This is a genomic window from Pseudomonas sp. GW821-FHT04D07 (assembly GCF_059420225.1).
The window spans coordinates 337918-351957 of the sequence record NZ_JBWKTH010000002.1 but is presented as its reverse complement, the minus strand read 5'-3'; the positions used below and the strand labels follow the sequence as shown (position 1 = coordinate 351957).

The 14040-nt window shown below is 63.9% G+C and carries 12 protein-coding genes; 3 read left to right on the top strand and 9 right to left on the bottom strand.

Going from position 1 to position 14040, the window contains the following annotated elements:
- Positions 1-61: 61 nt before the first annotated feature.
- The 9 genes from tssH to tssA form a co-directional block, all read right to left on the bottom strand.
- Entirely contained in the window at positions 62-2737 is a 2676-nt protein-coding gene (gene tssH / locus AC07T0_RS05195) for a type VI secretion system ATPase TssH (RefSeq protein ID WP_495000156.1), read from the bottom strand.
- Positions 2730-3782: a type VI secretion system baseplate subunit TssG gene (tssG, locus tag AC07T0_RS05190; RefSeq protein ID WP_495000155.1), complete on the bottom strand. Its 1053-nt coding sequence runs from the start codon at positions 3780-3782 to the stop codon at positions 2730-2732. Before tssG ends, tssH begins: the two co-directional genes overlap by 8 nt.
- Positions 3746-5605 carry a type VI secretion system baseplate subunit TssF gene (gene tssF, locus AC07T0_RS05185; protein WP_495000154.1) on the bottom strand — a complete coding sequence of 620 codons (1860 nt, stop codon included), beginning with the start codon at positions 5603-5605 and terminating at the stop codon, positions 3746-3748. Before tssF ends, tssG begins: the two co-directional genes overlap by 37 nt.
- Positions 5602-6126, bottom strand: coding sequence for a type VI secretion system baseplate subunit TssE (gene tssE / locus AC07T0_RS05180; RefSeq protein WP_495000153.1), 525 nt, complete (start codon positions 6124-6126; stop codon positions 5602-5604). The genes tssF and tssE overlap by 4 nt, the downstream gene beginning before the upstream one ends.
- Before the next feature lie 146 nt (positions 6127-6272).
- Complete coding sequence (locus tag AC07T0_RS05175; RefSeq protein ID WP_177094000.1) at positions 6273-6761, bottom strand: Hcp family type VI secretion system effector; 489 nt, start codon at positions 6759-6761, stop codon at positions 6273-6275.
- A 63-nt stretch (positions 6762-6824) separates the two neighbouring features.
- Positions 6825-6971, bottom strand: coding sequence for a hypothetical protein (locus AC07T0_RS05170; RefSeq protein WP_495000152.1), 147 nt, complete (start codon positions 6969-6971; stop codon positions 6825-6827).
- Positions 6972-7014: 43 nt separating this feature from the next.
- Complete coding sequence (gene tssC, locus AC07T0_RS05165) at positions 7015-8508, bottom strand: type VI secretion system contractile sheath large subunit (protein WP_495000151.1); 1494 nt, start codon at positions 8506-8508, stop codon at positions 7015-7017.
- A gap of 15 nt (positions 8509-8523) precedes the next feature.
- Positions 8524-9039 carry a type VI secretion system contractile sheath small subunit gene (tssB, locus tag AC07T0_RS05160; protein WP_495000150.1) on the bottom strand — a complete coding sequence of 172 codons (516 nt, stop codon included), beginning with the start codon at positions 9037-9039 and terminating at the stop codon, positions 8524-8526.
- 81 nt (positions 9040-9120) lie between these two features.
- Entirely contained in the window at positions 9121-10149 is a 1029-nt protein-coding gene (gene tssA / locus AC07T0_RS05155; RefSeq protein ID WP_495000149.1) for a type VI secretion system protein TssA, read from the bottom strand.
- 392 nt (positions 10150-10541) lie between these two features.
- Here tssA and tagH point away from each other — a divergent pair, with 392 nt between their 5' ends.
- The 3 genes from tagH (at position 10542) to tssK (ending at position 14038) form a co-directional block, all read left to right on the top strand.
- Positions 10542-11951 carry a type VI secretion system-associated FHA domain protein TagH gene (gene tagH, locus AC07T0_RS05150; RefSeq protein WP_495000148.1) on the top strand — a complete coding sequence of 470 codons (1410 nt, stop codon included), beginning with the start codon at positions 10542-10544 and terminating at the stop codon, positions 11949-11951.
- Between the two features lie 221 nt (positions 11952-12172).
- Positions 12173-12688 carry a type VI secretion system lipoprotein TssJ gene (gene tssJ, locus AC07T0_RS05145; RefSeq protein WP_495000147.1) on the top strand — a complete coding sequence of 172 codons (516 nt, stop codon included), beginning with the start codon at positions 12173-12175 and terminating at the stop codon, positions 12686-12688.
- A gap of 15 nt (positions 12689-12703) precedes the next feature.
- Positions 12704-14038: a type VI secretion system baseplate subunit TssK gene (gene tssK, locus AC07T0_RS05140; RefSeq protein ID WP_495000146.1), complete on the top strand. Its 1335-nt coding sequence runs from the start codon at positions 12704-12706 to the stop codon at positions 14036-14038.
- Positions 14039-14040 lie beyond the last annotated feature (2 nt).

The window sequence follows — 14040 nt, the reverse complement described above, 5'->3', positions numbered from 1 at the left end:
CCCACATTTTGTGTACGATCGAGGACCTGTGGGAGCGGAGCTTGCCCGCGAAGGCGTCGGCTCAGGCGCCCGCGTCGCTGAATTGGTAATGCAGCTCGTTATCCCGCTCACTGATCCGCACCCCCGCCAGCGCCTTGCCTTCGAGCATGCGCGTGAGGAATTCGCGGCTCATGTCCGGCAGCAGGCTGTTGGTCAGGATGGTGTCGATCATCCGTCCGCCGCTTTCGGTCTCGGTGCAGCGCGAAACGATCAGGTCCACCACCCCGTCGTCGAAATCGAAGGCCACCTTGTGGGTGCTTTCCACGCGCTTCTTGATCCGGCCCAACTGCAAGCGGGTGATCGCCTTGAGCATGGTGTCGCTCAGCGGGTAGTACGGAATGGTCACCAACCGCCCCAGCAACGCCGGCGGGAAAATCTCCAGCAATGGCTGGCGCAAGGCCTTGGCGATCTCCTCCGGGTCCGGCACGTTGCCGGCGTCCTTGCACAGGTGCGAAATCAGCTCGGTACCGGCGTTGGTGGTGAGCAGGATCAGGGTGTTCTTGAAGTCGATCACCCGGCCTTCGCCGTCCTCCATCACGCCCTTGTCGAAGACCTGGAAGAAGATCTCGTGCACGTCCGGGTGGGCCTTTTCCACCTCGTCCAGCAACACCACGCTGTAAGGCTTGCGCCGCACGGCTTCAGTCAGCACGCCACCTTCGCCATAACCGACATAGCCGGGCGGTGCGCCTTTGAGCGTCGAAACGGTATGAGCTTCCTGGAACTCGCTCATATTGATGGTGATGACGTTCTGCTCGCCGCCGTACATGGCTTCGGCCAGGGCCAGGGCGGTTTCGGTCTTGCCCACGCCCGAGGTGCCGGCGAGCATGAACACGCCGATCGGCTTGCTCGGGTTGTCGAGGCCGGCGCGGGAGGTCTGGATACGCTTGGCGATCATCCGCAGCGCATGGTCCTGGCCGATGATGCGTTTTTGCAGGTGCTGATCGAGGTTGAGCACGGTTTCCAGTTCGTTGCGGGCCATGCGGCCCACCGGAATGCCGGTCCAGTCGGCGACCACCGAGGCCACCGCCTGGTAGTCCACGGTCGGCAGGATCAACGGGTTTTCACCTTGCAGGGCGCTGAGGCGCTGTTGCAGGTCGACCAGTTTTTCCCGCAGCGCGTGGCCCAGTTCGATATCGCTGTCCACCACGCCGGCGCTTTCGCGCAGTTCGGCGCGGGTGGCGAGCAGTTCGTCCACCAGGGCTTTTTCATCGGCCCAACGCACTTCCAGCTCGGCCAGGCGCTCGCGCTCGGCGCTCAACAGATTTTCGCTGTTGCTGCGCCGCGCGGCGGTATCGACGCCAATGGCATGTTCGCGGGCAATGATCTGCAACTCGATTTCCAGCGCTTCGATACGTCGACGGCTGTCATCCACTTCAGCGGGCACCGCATGCAGGCTGATGGCGACGCGGGCACAGGCGGTGTCCAGCAGGCTGACGGACTTGTCCGGCAACTGGCGCGCCGGGATATAGCGATGCGACAGCTTCACCGAAGCCTCCAGCGCTTCGTCGAGGATCTGCACCTGGTGGTGTTTTTCCATGGTCGAGGCGACGCCACGCATCATCAGCAGGGCCTTGTCTTCCGATGGCTCGGCGACCTGCACCACCTGGAAACGGCGGGTCAGGGCCGGGTCTTTCTCGATGTGCTTCTTGTACTCGGCCCAGGTGGTCGCGGCCACGGTGCGCAAGGTGCCGCGCGCCAGCGCCGGTTTCAGCAGGTTGGCCGCGTCACCAGTACCGGCGGCGCCACCGGCACCGACCAGGGTGTGGGCTTCGTCGATAAACAGGATGATCGGCTTGGGCGAGGCCTGGACGTCTTCGATGACCTGGCGCAGGCGCTGTTCGAACTCGCCCTTCATGCTTGCGCCGGCTTGCAGCAGGCCGACATCGAGGCTGCGCAGTTCGACATCTTTCAAGGCCGGCGGCACGTCACCGGCAACGATGCGCAGGGCGAAACCTTCGACCACGGCGGTCTTGCCGACGCCGGCCTCGCCAGTAAGGATCGGGTTGTTCTGGCGGCGGCGCATCAGGATATCCACCAGTTGGCGGATCTCTTCATCGCGCCCGACGATCGGGTCGAGCTTGCCGCTACGGGCCTGTTCGGTCAGGTCCACGGTGAAACGCTTGAGGGCTTCCTGCTTGCCCATGGCGCTGGGGGCCATGGCGCCGCTGGCTTCGCCCGGCACGGCAGCGGAGGTGAAGCCGTCGCTGGCGCCGAGGTGATTTTCCGGCGAGTCGCCGACGTATTCGTCGAAGCGCTCGCTCAAGGCCTCGACCTTGATCTTGTCGAACTCCGCCGACAGCGCCAGCAGGGCATGGCGCAGGCTCGGAGTCTTGAGGATACCGAGGATCAGGTAGCCGGTGCGCACCTGGCTTTCGCCGAACATCAGGCTGCCGTAGACCCAGCCGCGCTCCACGGCTTCTTCGACGTGGGACGACAGGTCGGTGATCGAGGTCGAACCACGCGGCAGGCGGTCCAGCGCGTCGGTCAGGTCGCGGGCCAGGCGCGCTGGCTCGAGATTGAACTGGCGGATCAGGCGGTGCAGGTCGGAGTCCTGCAATTGCAGCAACTGATGCAGCCAGTGGCTCAGCTCCACATACGGATTGCCCCGCAGTTTGCAGAACACCGTGGCGGCTTCGATGGCCTTGTAGGCAACGCTGTTGAGTTTGCCGAATAACGCGGCGCGACTGATTTCACCCATGCTCCGGGCTCCTTGAATGGTGGGCCGAGGTGGCCTGATCGGCGTAGTGCCGGGCCAGGATCAGGTCCTTGGCGTCTTCTTGGGGTTGGCCGAGCCAGGTGTTGAAACCCAGGCGGAATTGGCCGTTGAGTTGCAGCTTGGGCACTTGCGGTTGTTCCAGGACCAGGTTCAGGTCCCAATCCAGCTCGTGCCCCAGGTATTCGGCGACCCAGGCCACCAGGTGGCGGAAGGGTTCACCGTCGGGCAGCAGGCCCATGTAGTCGGCCAGCTTGAGCGGGCCGACGCGGATGCGGAATTTGTGCTGGCGGTCCCAGACATGCCGGCCCAGGCAGAAGTCGACACCCAACTGATTCGCGCTGACACCGACGCGGCTGCGCTCCGGCAGGTGCAGCCATTGGCCGACGTATTCCTCGATCTGCACCGGCAGCCCGAAATACTCCTGGAGGATGGCACGCAGGCCGTCCGGGTAGCGGGTCTGGGCGGCGAGGTGGCCGCTGAAATGCAGCTTGGCGGTGTCCGGGATCAGCCCCTGTTTCAGCAGGCTGGGCATGCCCCGGCCACTCAGGGCGGCGAGCCGCGCGGACCAGTAGTCGTCGTCCGGGCGGTCATGGCTGACGGTCGGCCGCGCCTCGGCCCAGGCCCGATAGAACAGGCTTAGCAGGCGATGGTGGAACACATCGAGGAAACGCTTGCTGGTGCTGTCGGCGTTGTTGCGCTGGCGCTCGCGCATGTACTCGGTCAGGTGCAGCGGCAACGGGCCGTTGGGCCCGCCGAGGCCGAAGAAGAACTGCTCCAGCCGGGCCGGCGTGGTGTCACTGGCCGGGGTCATGGAGGCCAACGTGGCCGGGGCGAAGGCACAGTCAAGCTGCTGGCCGAGGCGCAACGGGTCGTCGGCCAGGCGCTGGGAATGACCGAAGCGCGGCAGCTGCGGCGATTCGCACTCGATACGGCGCAATGCCTGGAAGAAATCGTACTCCCAGGGTTCGGCCTGCATCGCTGTGAGCGTGCTCACAGGGTCGGACGGCGTCCGGGCTTGGCTTTCCATCGCATGATCTCGCCGCGTTCGGTGGTACGGATCACCGTCTCGGTAAAACTGTTGATCGACACATAGCGTGCCAGGAAGCGTTCGAACACCGCGCCGAGGAGAAACACCCCGGTGCCGCGAAACGCGTTTTCATCGAATTCCAGGGTGATCTCCAGGCCACGGCCGAAGACGATCGGCCCGGGCATCGGCAGGCGCCGGGTGCAGGGCTTGCTGCTGACCTCGCGCAGGCCCTCGATTTGCAATTGCAGGGCGGCGTCGTTGCTTTCGCCATACAGGCGCAGCAGTTCGCGCAGAGCGGCGGCACCCTGGCCGGCTTCACTCAGCGACAGGTAGTTCAGTGACAGTTGGCTGATCAGGCGCCAGGCCTGGTTGTCGTGGGCATGGCTGGCCTTTGGGCGGCTGGGCCCGGCCAGGCAGCGGATCGCCGAGACCGGGGCGCTGTCGGCCAGGGTGAAGTCGCTCTTGCCGCTGCCGACGTTCATGAACAGCGGCAGGTCGCGGTTGGTGCACAGCGCGCTGACGCCCAGTTGGCGCAGGTCGTGACCGTAGGGCGCCTGGCGGTTGTCCACCAGGCTGATGAAGGTTTCACTGCCGACGTAGGTCGAGCGGGTGCCTTTGCGTCGTTGTTCGCTGGACAGCACCCGCGGTTCGCGGCGCAGGCTGTAGTAGGCCTGGTCACGACCGTAGCGGGACGGATCGCGCACGGCATAGAACGGCAGGAACGGCTGGTCGGGCCCGGTGCCGTGGCCGGTGACGGCGGTCAGCGAGTGGATCTCGAAGTCCATGGGCCGGGTGCGGTCGGCGATCACATGGTGTTCATTGACCCGTTCGGATAGGTGGATACGGTCCACCCGACGCGGAAACAGGTTGATCGCCGGGGTGCAGAACGGCACGAACTGGGCGGCACCGACGCTGCTTTCCAGGCTCGGGTCGAAGCGCTCGAACAGCACGATCAGTTCCAACTCCTGGCCGGCGCAGCGTTTGACCGCGCGACCCAGTTCGGCGAATTCGACGAACAGGTAACGCTGGGGCAGGGCGAAGTATTCCTGCAGCAATCGATAACCCTGGAAGGCTTGGGCCACCACCGGCATCGCCGCTTCGCGGTCGTCGAAGCCACAGGCGCGCAGGGCATCGGCGGGCAGGCGTTCGACCCAGTCGCCGCCCGGGGCACGGGCGAACACCGCGCAGGCATTGCCCAGCAGTTGCTCGTAGAGGCGAAACGGTTGCTCGTCGGCACCGTTGAGGTACAGCGGCAGGCTGTCCAGTTCGAGCTGGTTGAACGGCAACTCGGCGCCGGTACGCAAGGTCAGGCGCAGGCCGGCCTTGGCTTTCGGCTCGCTGGCGGCCAGGCGCCCAAGCACCGCCGACGGGTTGCCGAAGTACTCGGCCTGGCTGACCTGCAATGGCCACAGCGTCACCGCATGGGCGCTGCGGTATTCGCAGGAGGTCTGGGTGTCCTTGCCCAGGGTGGCGCGCAATACGCTGTCGCGGGGCAGGGTGAAACCGCCAGCCAGGGAGCCTTCGTCCGGATCGGTCTGCAGTTGCACCACGGTCATCGATGGCGTTGGCGCCAGGTAATGCGGGTAGGCGATTTCCAGCAGGTTGTGGGTGAAGGTCGGGTACTCGGCATTGAGCTTGAGCTGGACCCGCGCGGTGAGGTAGGCGAAGCCTTCCAGCAGGCGCTCGACATAAGGGTCGGCGCAGTCGAGCCCGGACAGCGTCAGGCGCCCGGCGATCTTCGGATATTCCTTGGCGAACTCGGCGGCGCTTTCGCGCACGTGTTGCAGCTCCTGGTTGTACAGGTCGAGCAGGCGCGGGTTCATGAGCGTCTCCGTTGCTCGGCGGGGACCACGCGCACATGGCCGGATTCCAGATCGAGGTCGGTGCGCAGCAGCAGCGGCAATGAGGCCGGCAATGCCCAGAGATCGCCTTCGATCTCGAAGCTCAGGGCGTTGTGGTTCATCTCGCCGTGGGCGACCTGGGCCCGGACCCGCAGCGTATGGCTGAGGATGCGCGGTTCGAAGGTGGTGATGGCGGTGTGGATCAGGCCTTCGAGGGCGACCACATCGATGCTCGACGCACTGTTGCCCGCCAGCGCCGGCAGGCCGTAGTTGATCACCGAAGTGCCGGCCGGGGTGTGCAGGGTGGCGTCGGCGTCGAGCAGGCTGGTGCTGTTGAGCAGCCAGGTCAGGTCACGCAGCACTGAGGCCTTGAGTTGACTCAGGGACAGCACGCGCTTGTCGCTGCCTTCCTGGAGAGTGCCCGGCTCGTTGTCGGTCAGGCGGTCGAGCAGCGACGGCTGCAGGCGTTCGCGCAGGGTGAGGTCGCCCGGCACGTTGCTCATCGCGCGACGTCACAGGGGCTGGACACTGCGGGGCGGCAGCGCCACTGAACGGGAAACGAAGGCTTGGCCATGCTTGGACACCGGCAATGAATCGAATTCGGGGTAACGCCAGATGCCCCCGACACTGAGCGTCGGGGGCACGGGGATCAGCGCTTGGTGTTCGAGCGGATGTTCCAGCCGAACTTGACCGGGCCGCCTTGCTTGGAGCCGTCGGCTTTCTGTTCCTGATACTCGACCATGACCTGGGCGAAGTTCAGGGTGACGTTTTCGGTCAGGCGATCATCGCTGCCCGAACCGCCGGTGCTCAGGGAGGTGACCAGCACTTCTTCCAGGTCGATTTTCATGTACTCGACCTGGCTTTCGCCACCGGCCTTGCGCACCACCAGGGTGACCTTGTCGATGTGCTTGCCGCTGGCGCAATGCATCATCAGGTTCGGCGAGGCCTTGTCGACGTACTTGGTCAGCGACAGGTCCTGGATATTGACCTTGCCGGCGCCGCCGCCACCGCCCATGTGCATGTTGCCGGACTGGGACATGCCCCAGCTCCAGTTGAGGACATCGATTTCCTCTTTGTGGGCCTTGTCCTGGGACTCGCCCTTGATGTCGCCGATCTTGATGAAGATATCAACAGCCATGTTTTCTCCAGTGTGGTCTTCACCACGATGTTGTTAGCCAGGACCCGCCGGGTAGGGGTGGGTTCACTGTTGTTGCGGATGACGCGGTCCCTTGTAGGAGCCAGCTTGCTGGCGATCGACCGCGAAGCGGTCGTAAATCCTGAGTACAGGGTCTTTCAGGAAGACCGCGTTCTCCGGTTTTGCGAGTGCTGCGCACTCGATCGCGAGCAAGCTCGGCTCCTACAAGGCGTGGTGTTGCCCACAAGGTTCGGGGTTATGCCCCTTTCGCCGACGGCAGTTTCGACACCAGGCGCAACGACACCGTCAGGCCTTCGAGTTGGTAGTGCGGGCGCAGGAAGAACTTGGAGGTGTAGTAACCCGGGTTGCCCTCGACGTCCTCGACCACCACTTCCGCCGCCGCCAATGGGTGCTGGGCCTTGGTGGTTTCGGTGGAGTGGGCCGGATCGCCGTCCACGTAGTTGAGGATCCAGTCCTGCAACCAGCGCTGCATCTCGTCCTTCTCTTTGAACGAGCCGATCTTGTCGCGCACGATGCACTTGAGGTAATGGGCAAAGCGGCAAGTGGCGAACAGGTACGGCAGGCGCGCGGCCAGGTTGGCGTTGGCGGTGGCGTCCGGGTCGTCGTATTCGGCCGGTTTCTGCAGCGACTGGGCGCCGATGAACGCGGCGAAATCGGTGTTCTTCTTGTGCAGCAGCGGCATGAAGCCGTTTTTCGCCAACTCGGCTTCGCGACGGTCGGAGATCGCGATTTCGGTCGGGCACTTCATGTCCACGCCACCGTCGTCGGTGGGGAAGGTGTGGGCCGGCAGGTTCTGCACTTCGCCGCCGGATTCGACGCCGCGAATCCGCGAACACCAGCCGTAGTGCTTGAACGAACGGTTGATGTTCGCCGCCATGGCGTAGGCCGCGTTGGCCCAGGTGTACTTGGCGCTGTCGGCGCCGTCGGTGTCTTCTTCGAAGGCGAAGGCTTCCACCGGGTCGGTCTTGGCGCCATAGGGTAGGCGCGCCAGGAAGCGCGGCATGGTCAGGCCGATGTAGCGCGAGTCTTCCGATTCACGCAACGAGCGCCAGCCGGCGTATTCCGGGGTGGTGAAAATCTTGGTCAGGTCGCGCGGGTTCGACAGCTCCTGCCACGAGCCCATGCCCATCACGGTCGGCGAGGCGGCGGCAATGAACGGCGCGTGCATCGCCGCGCAGACCTTGGACAGCTCGCCGAGCAGCTCGACATCCGGCGGCGACTGGTCGAAGTAGTAGTCGCCCACCAGGCAGCCGTAGGGCTCGCCGCCGAACTGGCCGTATTCTTCTTCGTACATCTTCTTGAAGATCGGGCTCTGGTCCCAGGCCGTGCCCTTGAATTTCTTCAGGGTCTTGTGCAGTTCCGGCTTGGCAATGTTCAGCACGCGGATCTTCAGCTGTTCGTCGCTTTCGGTGTTGTTGACCAGGTAATGCAGACCGCGCCAGGCGCTTTCCAGTTGCTGGAACTCAGGGTGATGGATCACCTGGTTGACCTGCGCGGTGAGCTTGGCGTCGATGGCGGCGATGATCGACTCGATCGACTTGATGGCGTCGTTGGACACCAGGTCGGTCTGCGCCAGGGCCTGTTCGGCCAGGGTGCGCACGGCGCCCTCGACGGCTTCGCGGGCACGCTCGGTCTTGGGTTTGAATTCCTGCATCAGCAGGTTGGCGAATTCGCTGGGCTCGGTGGTGGTGCCGGGCAACGTCTGATTGTCTTGCTGCAACTGGGTCATGATCGTTCGTCCTGATTAAGCGCTGGGCTCGGAGTCCTGGGGCTTTGGCGCACTCGCCAGGGCCTGGAGCAACGCCGGATCCTTGATGGCCTTCATGATGATTTCTTCGGCGCCGGTCTTGCCGTCCATGTAGGTCAGCAGGTTGGCCAGTTGGGTACGGGCTTCGAGCAGCTTGTTCAGGGCATCGACCTTGCGCGCGACGTTGGCTGGGCTGAAGTCGTCCAGGCTTTCGAAGGTGATGTCCAGGCTCAGGTTACCTTCACCGGTCAGTTCGTTCGGTACGTGGAACGCCACCCGTGGCTGCATGGCCTTGAGGCGCGAGTCGAAGTTGTCGACGTCGATTTCCAGGAACTTGCGGTCAGCCACCGGTGCCAGGGGCTCGACGGGCTTGCCGGCGAGGTCGGCCATCACGCCCATGACGAAAGGCAACTGGACCTTTTTCTCGGCGCCGTAGAGTTCTACGTCGTACTCGATCTGGACCCGTGGCGCGCGGTTGCGCGCAATAAATTTCTGAGAGCTGGTGTTCGCCACGTTGTTGCTCCTGGTCGCTCAAGCGACGGTGTTGGCGTTATCGGTGGTTGCCGTTAACTAAGCGGCGCGGTCTCGACGGGCTTATTCGCCCTCGGGGCCCCGCAGGTTTTCAAATTGGGACAGACCGTCGGGAATCAGGTTGCGCACAATGGTCGCGAAGTCGGCGTGCACCAGGTTCTTGGCCCGGTTCAACAGCACCGGCAACGGGCTCGAGGGCTCGTGGCGGGCGTAGTAACTCAGCAGCCGTTCCAGGCTGCGCAGGACGTCGTCGCGGTTGCCGATCTCGCCCGGCGGCGCGCTGCGCGTGACGATCGGGGCGGCGCTGTCGCTGCCATGCACGGCGGGCTCCGCCTCGTATTCGGTCACGGTCGATTCGCCGGTGTCAGTGCCGGGCGCGTATTCGGCAAGGATCTGCAAGGCCAGTTTGAGCGGTTGGCGCAGGGCGCCAAGATCCACGCCCTCGGCCGAGCCGACCTGGTCGCTGACGAAACGCTCGATGGCGTCGACGGCGCTGCGGGCTTCGCTGAGCGCCGCGCGCATGGCGACCAGTTGCTCGGGGTCGCTGTCGCGCAGGGCGCCGGACAGTTCGTCGGTGTTCAGGCTTTCGTCGGAGAAGCCTTGCAGGCCGCTGGCATTCAACGCGGCGCGCAGGGTCACGGTGCCGAAGGCCCGGGAGCGGGTCAGCACACTTTCGCGCAGCAGGCGGATATTGGTCTCGCAGGCCAGACCCGAGAGCGCGTTGATCCGCACCGTGGGGTCGTTGTCGTCATCGGCGTCAAGCAGCGGATAGAGTTCGGCCCAGTATCGCTGGAGCATCTGGCTGACCAGGGTCAGGGCGTTGGCGAGCCCGGGCAGGCCGTCGAGGGCCAGGGCACTTTGCACGAGGAAATGGGTGATGCGCAGGTCTTTGCTGCGTTGCAGGAGCGCCGTGCTCGACTGCTCGATGGCGCGCCACGCCGGTGGTTCGGCCGCTTGCACTGAGTCGCCCATGATGCGCTCGGGTTTACCTTGGGCATCACGCTCCAATTGCAAGAATTGCGCGTCATATTCCAGGTCCTCGCCACAGGGCGAGTTCGCTGAAACAGCGGCGAGCAACAACGACACATCCACCAAATTCGATCTCCTTATCGGCCTGCTGGATAGTCAGGCATCTGTCCCGAAAGTTCCTTCGGAAAGCTCTCATATTTCTTGTTGGCATATACAGCGTGATATCATTGAGCTATCACTTGTAAACAAGAAGTTGTGCATTTTTGGTGTAGTAGTTATAGCTTGTCAAGGTAAGCTATCGGCCCTTTGTTACCGTTGTGACACAATCGTCAAGGCTGTCGACCGCTGAGTCGGACCGTGTGCGTTTTTCATCATTTTGTAGGTAGAATCCGCTAGATTCGGCGAACTGGCTGAAATAGATAGGTTTTTTCCAGGATTCTCATGGCCCTGGCGAGGCCTGGCGCAAGGTGTTTGCGCTGGGTGGCTCGTGCGTGGATGTACTGCAAGGAGGCGCAATGTCGCTGTGTTTGACTATCACTAGTTATCACAAGATCACCCCTGGTCAATGTCCGGAGAAATCCATGGATACCGGGATGATGGCGATTGGCCGTAGTTCCGAGAATGACTGGGTTCTACCTGATCCGGAGCGGCTAGTTTCCTCGAAACATTGCGTTATTCAATACAAGGACGGTCGTTACTATCTGACCGATAACAGTACCAATGGCGTGGAGTTGGTTCAGGCCGGTATTCGTTTGCGTCGAGGTAACAGCGAACCGTTGCAGGACGGCGAAATCATCCGCATCGGTGAGTACGAGATCCGCGTGCGCATCGATTTCAACCTGCAACTGGCCCATGAAAGCCTGTCGGGGGGCGATTCGTCCAACAGTTTCGAAGCGCTGATGGGGCGGGCGGCCGCGGTGCCGGTAGTATCGCCGGTGAACATTCCGGCCGCGCATTTCCAGGGCGGTTCGGCGATGGACACGCTGCCTGATCTGTTCGATTTCCTGGCGCCGTCGAGCGTTCCACCGGCGACCCAGTCGGACCACGTGCCGGCCCAGCAGCATGACTTTCGTCCGCCGACTCCGGTGATCAGCCCGGCCCCGCTGGTCGTGCCGAAAGCGCCGGGTGCGGGGGTGATTCCCGAGGATTGGGATCTGTTCGGCGACACGCCCAAGGCGCCGGTCAGTACGCCGATAGCCATGCCTGTTGCCGAGGCTATCGTCGAGCCGACACCGACACCGACACCGACACCGATTCCCACGCCCACGGTCACGCCGGCAGTGGCCCCGGTTAGTCCGCCGGCCCCCGTGGCGGTGTCGAGCGGTACCGCTCAAGCCGATCTGCTGCAAGCCTTCCTGCGCGGTGCCGGCCTTGACCAGTTGCGACTCGACACCGCCCAGGTGGAGGCGCAGATGGAAGCCATCGGCCGCAGCTACCGGCTGATGGTCGAGGGCCTGATCGATGTGCTGCGGGCTCGTAGCAGTCTCAAGGGCGAGTTCCGCATGCAGCAGACGCTGATTCGCCCGGTGGAAAACAACCCGTTGAAATTCGCCCCGAATGCCGATGAAGCGCTGCTCTTGCTGCTGCGTCACGGCAACCAGGCGTTCATGGCTCCGGACCAGGCGGTCAGCGACAGTTTCGATGACCTGCGGGCGCACCAGATGGCGGTGATGGCTGGGGTGGAGGCGGCGATCAAGCACCTGCTCAAGCGTTTCGAACCGTCGGAGCTTGAGACCCGCATGGGCAAGCCCGGCGGTTTGTCGAACCTGTTCAGCGGTTCGCGCCAGGCCCAGTACTGGCAGCAGTTCACCGAGCTGTACACGAATATTTCCCGTGAGGCCGAAGAGGATTTCCAGGATTTGTTTGGGCGGGAGTTCAGTCGGGCGTATGAGGAACACAGTGCGCGGTTGCGCAAGAGTTTGTAGCTGCGGGGGGTGTCTGAGCGGTGGGAGGCGGGCTTGAGGGCCTCTTCGCGGGCAAGCTCCGCTCCCACAGTAGAACGAGTCGTACGCAGGTTTTGTGTACGGCTCAAAACCTGTGGGAGCGGAGCTTGCCCGCGAAGAGGCCAGTACCGCCACCACAGTTCCAACGGTTGGTCGCAAAACAGGATTTAACGGAAAGTTCATAACGTCATTGAGGACGCAGGATGATTCACCGAGTTTTACTGGCCGCAGCCCTCACGCTGCTGCTCGGCGCATGTGCCAAGGACGCGGCAGCCCCAACCCCAGCGCCCGCCGACGCGCCTGTTGCCGATAGCGCTACCGCTTCTCTGCATTTCCATGCCATTGCCGGGCTCAACCCCGGTGCCGATGGCGTGCCCGCCCCCGTGCGCGTGCGGATTTTCGAGCTGAAGAACAGCGCCAACTTCAACCGCGCCGACTACTTCGCCCTGGCCGACCGCGCCCAGGCGACCCTCGGCGTGGACCTGATCGATCAGGATGAAGTTCTGGTCCAGCCCGGCGAGCAGTTGGACATCGAGCGGGTACTCAACCCCGCGACCCGCCAGGTCGGCCTGGTGGTGGGCTACCGCGAAATCGACCAGGCGCTCTGGCGCACGTTGCTGACCATCGTGCCCAAGCAGCTCAACGACTATCAGATCAGCCTCGATGTGCGCGCCGTGCGCAGCGCCATCGTCGTGACCCCAACCCGCACCGCCCCCTAGGCAAACGGAGAAGCCATGTCCTGGAACAATCGAGTGGTCTGGTCGGAAGGCATGTTCATTGGAACGCAGCACTTCCAGCAGCATGACCGTTATCTGGAAAACCTGATCGACGCGCGCAGCCGGCCCCTGACCGTCGGCGCCTGGGGTTTTTCCGAGCTGCTGATCGACCAGGGCCTGCTGGCCCAGGGCAAGCTGGCCATCGTCTCGGCCCGGGGCCTGCTGCCGGACGGCACGCCGTTCAACATCCCTCACGATGATCTGGCGCCGAGCCCGCTGACCATCGATGCAAGCCTGCGCGACGGCCTGGTCTACCTGGCCTTGCCGCTCAAGCGTGCGGGCTCGCGGGACACCGTCGACGAAGGCGAGGCACTGGGTGGCGCACGTTACCTGAGCCAGGTCCGCGAAGTCCGCGACGACAACGCGCCATTCGAGAACCGCGCGCCGGTAGCCTTGGGTTCGCGGGCCTTGCGCCTGCTGACCGCCGAGGATGGCCTGGGCGACTACGCCGCCATCGGTCTGGTGCGGGTCAAGGAGAAACGCGCCGACCGCGCCCTGGTCCTCGACGACAGCTATGTGCCGCCAGTGCTCGATGTGGCCGCGAGCAAACCGCTGACGGCGTTCCGCAGTGAACTGCTGGGCCTGCTGCACCAGCGTGGCGAAGCCCTGGCCGGGCGGGTGGTGGCCTCGGGCGCCGGCGGTGCCTCGGAGATTGCCGATTTCATGCTGTTGCAACTGGTCAACCGCGCCCAGCCATTGATCAGCCATTTGAACCAGATCAGCCCCTTGCACCCGGAGCGCTTGTACAGCGAACTGGTGAGCCTGGCCGGCGAGTTTTCCACGTTCTCCAGCAGCGCTCGGCGCCCGGCCGCGTTCCCGGTGTATCAACACGACGACCTGGCGTTGAGCTTTGCGCCGGTCATGCAGGCCCTGCGCGAAGCCCTGTCGATGCTGATCGACAGCAAGGCGACGCCGATTCCGATTGTCGAGAAAGCCTACGGTATCCACGTGGCGATGCTGGCCGATCGCAGCCTGATCGACAGCGCCAGCTTCATCCTCGTGGTGCGCGCCGATATCCCCAGCGAAACCCTGCGCGGGCGCTTCGCCCAGCAGAGCAAGGTGGGTTCGGTGGAGCACATCCGCGACCTGGTCAACCTGCAGCTGCCGGGCATCGGCCTGCTGCCGTTGCCGGTGGCGCCGCGGCAGATTCCGTTCCATGCCGGGTCCACCTACTACGAACTCGACCGCGGCAGCGAGCACTGGAAGCAACTGGTGAACTCCGGCGGTTTCGCCTTCCATGTCGCCGGCGATTTTCCCGGCTTGAACCTGGCCTTCTGGGCAATCCGAGGATAAGC